The sequence below is a fragment of the Ruegeria sp. BA12 genome, assembly GCF_056539625.1.
Window position 1 is genome coordinate 1 of sequence record NZ_JBQFVF010000024.1, and the last position, 3777, is coordinate 3777.

The 3777-nt window shown below is 62.9% G+C and carries 3 protein-coding genes; all 3 read right to left on the bottom strand.

The features are described from left to right. On the bottom strand, window positions 1-2168 hold a 2168-nt coding region (gcvP, locus tag ACR0B0_RS20800; protein WP_480649414.1), incomplete at its 3' end, for an aminomethyl-transferring glycine dehydrogenase. A gap of 143 nt (window positions 2169-2311) precedes the next feature. Next, the gene (gene gcvH / locus ACR0B0_RS20805) at window positions 2312-2677 is read right to left on the bottom strand and encodes a glycine cleavage system protein GcvH (RefSeq protein WP_170352139.1); all 366 of its coding nucleotides are present in this window, start codon (window positions 2675-2677) and stop codon (window positions 2312-2314) included. A gap of 17 nt (window positions 2678-2694) precedes the next feature. After that, window positions 2695-3777: glycine cleavage system aminomethyltransferase GcvT (gcvT, locus tag ACR0B0_RS20810; protein WP_480649416.1), on the bottom strand; the 1083-nt coding region annotated here is incomplete at its 5' end.

Below are 3777 nucleotides of genomic sequence, written 5' to 3' on the forward strand. Positions count from 1 at the left end.
AGATGCGCCTTGACGCCGATCGGACCCATGCCGGGGCCGCCGCCGCCATGCGGGATGCAGAAGGTCTTGTGCAGGTTCAGGTGGCTGACGTCACCGCCAATGTCACCCGGACGCGACAGGCCGACCATGGCGTTCATGTTGGCACCGTCGATATAGACCTGACCGCCGTGATCATGGGTGATCTGGCAGACCTCCTGCACGGTGGTCTCGAACACGCCATGGGTGGACGGATAGGTGATCATGCAGGCAGCCAGATGATCGCTGTGCTTTTCCGCCTTGGCGCGGAAATCGACGACATCGATGTTGCCGTTCTCATCCGCCTGCACCGGCACAACCTGATAGCCCACCATCTGCGCCGAGGCCGGGTTGGTGCCATGCGCCGAGGTCGGGATCAGGCAGACATTGCGGTGCGCCTCACCCCGCGATGCGTGATAGTTGCGGATGGTCAGCAGGCCCGCATATTCGCCCTGCGCGCCCGAGTTGGGCTGCTGGGAGATCGCGTCATAGCCGGTGATCTGGCACAGCTTGTCGTTCAGATCCGCAATCATCTCGTGATAACCCTGCGCCTGATCTTCGGGGCAGAACGGGTGCAGGTTACCGAACTCGGGCCAGGTGACCGGGATCATCTCGATCGTGGCGTTCAGCTTCATGGTGCACGATCCCAGCGGGATCATCGCCCGGTCCAGCGCCAGGTCGCGGTCGGCCAGACGGCGCATATAGCGCGTGATCTCGGCCTCGGCCCGGTTCTGGTGGAAGATCGGGTGAGTCAGATAGGCGCTTTCGCGCAGCGCGTAATCCGGCAGGCGGTAGGCCACGTTCGAGCTGTCATCCTTGCGGTCGATGCCGAAGGCGCCCCAGACGGCCTCGATGGTCTCGGGGCGGGTCTGTTCGTCCAGGCTGATGCCCACCTTGGTATCACCGACCTTGCGCAGGTTGACGCCACGGGCCACGGCGGCCTCCATCACGACGTTCTGCAGGTGGCCGACCTCAACCGTGATGGTGTCGAAGAACACTTCCGGTTCCACGGCAAAGCCCGCCTCTTCCAGACCGGCAGCCATGCGCGAGGTCTTGCGATGCACCGATTGCGCGATGGCCTTGATGCCGTCGGGGCCGTGGTACACGGCATACATCGAGGCGATGACCGCCAGCAGCGCCTGCGCTGTGCAGACGTTCGAGTTGGCTTTCTCGCGGCGAATGTGTTGCTCGCGGGTTTGCAGCGACAGGCGGTAGGCCTTGTTGCCGCGGCTGTCGATGCTGACACCGATGATCCGGCCGGGCATCGACCGCTTCAGCTTGTCGGTGGTCGCCATATAAGCGGCGTGCGGGCCACCATAGCCCATTGGTACGCCAAAGCGCTGGGTCGAGCCAATGGCGATATCCGCGCCCATCTCGCCCGGTGACTTCAGCAGCGCCAGCGACAGGATGTCGGCGGCGACGATGGCAATCGCCTTGTGTTCGTGCAGCGCCGCAATCTCGGCGGTGAAGTCGCGCACATGGCCGTGGGTTCCCGGATACTGGAAGATCGCGCCAAACACCGCGCCTGCATCCAGCGCATCGGGGTCGCCGACCTGCACGTCTATGCCCAGCGGCTCAGCCCGGGTTTTGATCACCGCGATGGTCTGCGGGTGGCAGTTGCGGTCGACAAAGAAGGCCGCGTTGTTGGCCTTGGAGCGACCGCCGCGCTTGGCCATCGCCATCGCTTCGGCAGCGGCTGTGGCTTCGTCCAGCAGCGAGGCGTTGGCCACGTCCAGCCCGGTCAGGTCGCTGACCATGGTCTGGAAGTTCAACAGCGCCTCAAGACGGCCCTGGCTGATCTCGGGCTGATACGGCGTATAGGCGGTGTACCAGGCAGGGTTTTCCAAGATGTTGCGCAGGATCGGCGCCGGCGTGGTGGTGCCGTAATAGCCCTGACCGATCAGCGAGGTCAGAACCTTGTTCTTGCTCGCCACCTCTTTCATGTGGAAAAGCGCATCGCGTTCCGTCATCGCCGGACCCCAGTCCAGCGGCTCTTTCTGCCGGATCGCAGGCGGCACCGTTGCGTCGATCAGCTGGTCCAGCGTCTTGAAGCCGATCACCTTGAGCATGTCGCGCATCTCGGTGGGCGACGGGCCGATGTGGCGGCGGTTGGCGAAGTCATAGGCTTCGTAATCGGTCAGTTTGAAGGCCATTGCAGCGCTCCTGTCGAAAAGGTCAGGTCCGGCGGAGACTGCGGGAGCCTCCGGCGGAGAGTGAGGGCCGTCCCGGAATCTGTCCGGTGGACAGATTCAGGCCCGAACGGGCGGAGCCCCAGGGACAGGGCTCCGACATAGATTTACCCGATGAAGGACTTGTAGCCGGCTTCGTCCATCAGATCCTCAAGCTGCGCGGCATCCGCGATCTTGATCTTGTAGATCCAGGCCTCGCCCTCGGGGTCTTCGTTCAGCGCGCCGGGGTTGTCGGCCAGCGCCTCGTTGACCTCGGTGATCTCGCCATCGACCGGCGCATAGAGCTCGGACGCGGCCTTGACGGATTCGATCACGCCGATCTCGCCGCCTTTTTCGAACTCGTCGCCCGCTTCCTGCTGCTCGACGAAGACCACTTCGCCCAGCTGCTCAGCCGCGTGTTTGGTGATGCCCAGAGTGGCCGTGTCCCCTTCGACGGTCAGCCATTCATGCTCTTCGGAATAATAGGTTGCCATGTCTCTCTCTCCTGACTTCAACGCTTGTAATTCTGTTTGACGAAGGGCAGCGCCACGATCTGCGCCGGTTGCGCCTTGCCCCGGATGATCAGATTGACCTTCTCGCCCGGCTCGCCATGACCCTTGCTCACATAGCCCATCGCAACGGGACCGCCGACCGTGGGGCCAAAGCTGCCCGAGGTGATCTGGCCGATGGTATTGCCCTCGGCACATTGGACTTCGACGCCCTGACGCGCGGGGGCGCGACCGTCGGGCTTGATGCCCACCAGCTTGCGCGCCGGACCCTCGGCCAGTTCCTTTTGTACGCGGTCCGCACCCGGAAAACCGCCTTCTTCCTTGCGGCGCTTTTGAATGGCCCAGCCAAGGGACGCCTCAATCGGCGAGGTCGTCTGGTCGATGTCATTGCCATAGAGGCACAGACCCGCCTCCAGCCGCAGGCTGTCGCGCGCGCCCAGACCCGCAGGTTCGCAATCCTCATGCGCCAGAAAGGCCTTGGTGACCTCGATCGCCTTGTCTTCGGGGATCGAGATCTCGTACCCGTCCTCGCCGGTATAGCCCAGCCGCGAGATGCGGCATTCGACACCGTTGATATCGGCGACGGTGGTTTCCATGAACTTCAGGTCCCGCGCCGCCGGGCACAGTTCGCCCACGACATCTTCGGCCTTGGGGCCCTGAACCGCCACCAGCGCGCGGTCGAAGATCTCGGTCACTTCAACGCCTTCAAGGTTCGCTTTCATATGCGGAATGTCCTGATGCCGCAGCGCCGCGTTCACCACCACAAAGAAATGATCCCCCGCATTCGACACGATCAGATCATCCATGATCCCGCCTTCGGCATTGGTGAAAAACCCATACCGCGCCTTGCCGGGCTTCAGCGTCGCATAGGCCTGCGGGCAGATCGCCTCAAGCTTCGCGCCTACATCCTCACCGCGCAGGATCACCTGACCCATATGAGACACATCAAACACCGCCGCCTTCTCACGACACTGCTTATGCTCACCCATAATCCCCAGCGGATACTGAACAGGCATCTCCCACCCAGCAAAATCAACCAGCTTGCCTCCCAACTCAACATGGAGATCGTAGAGAGGAGTGCGTTT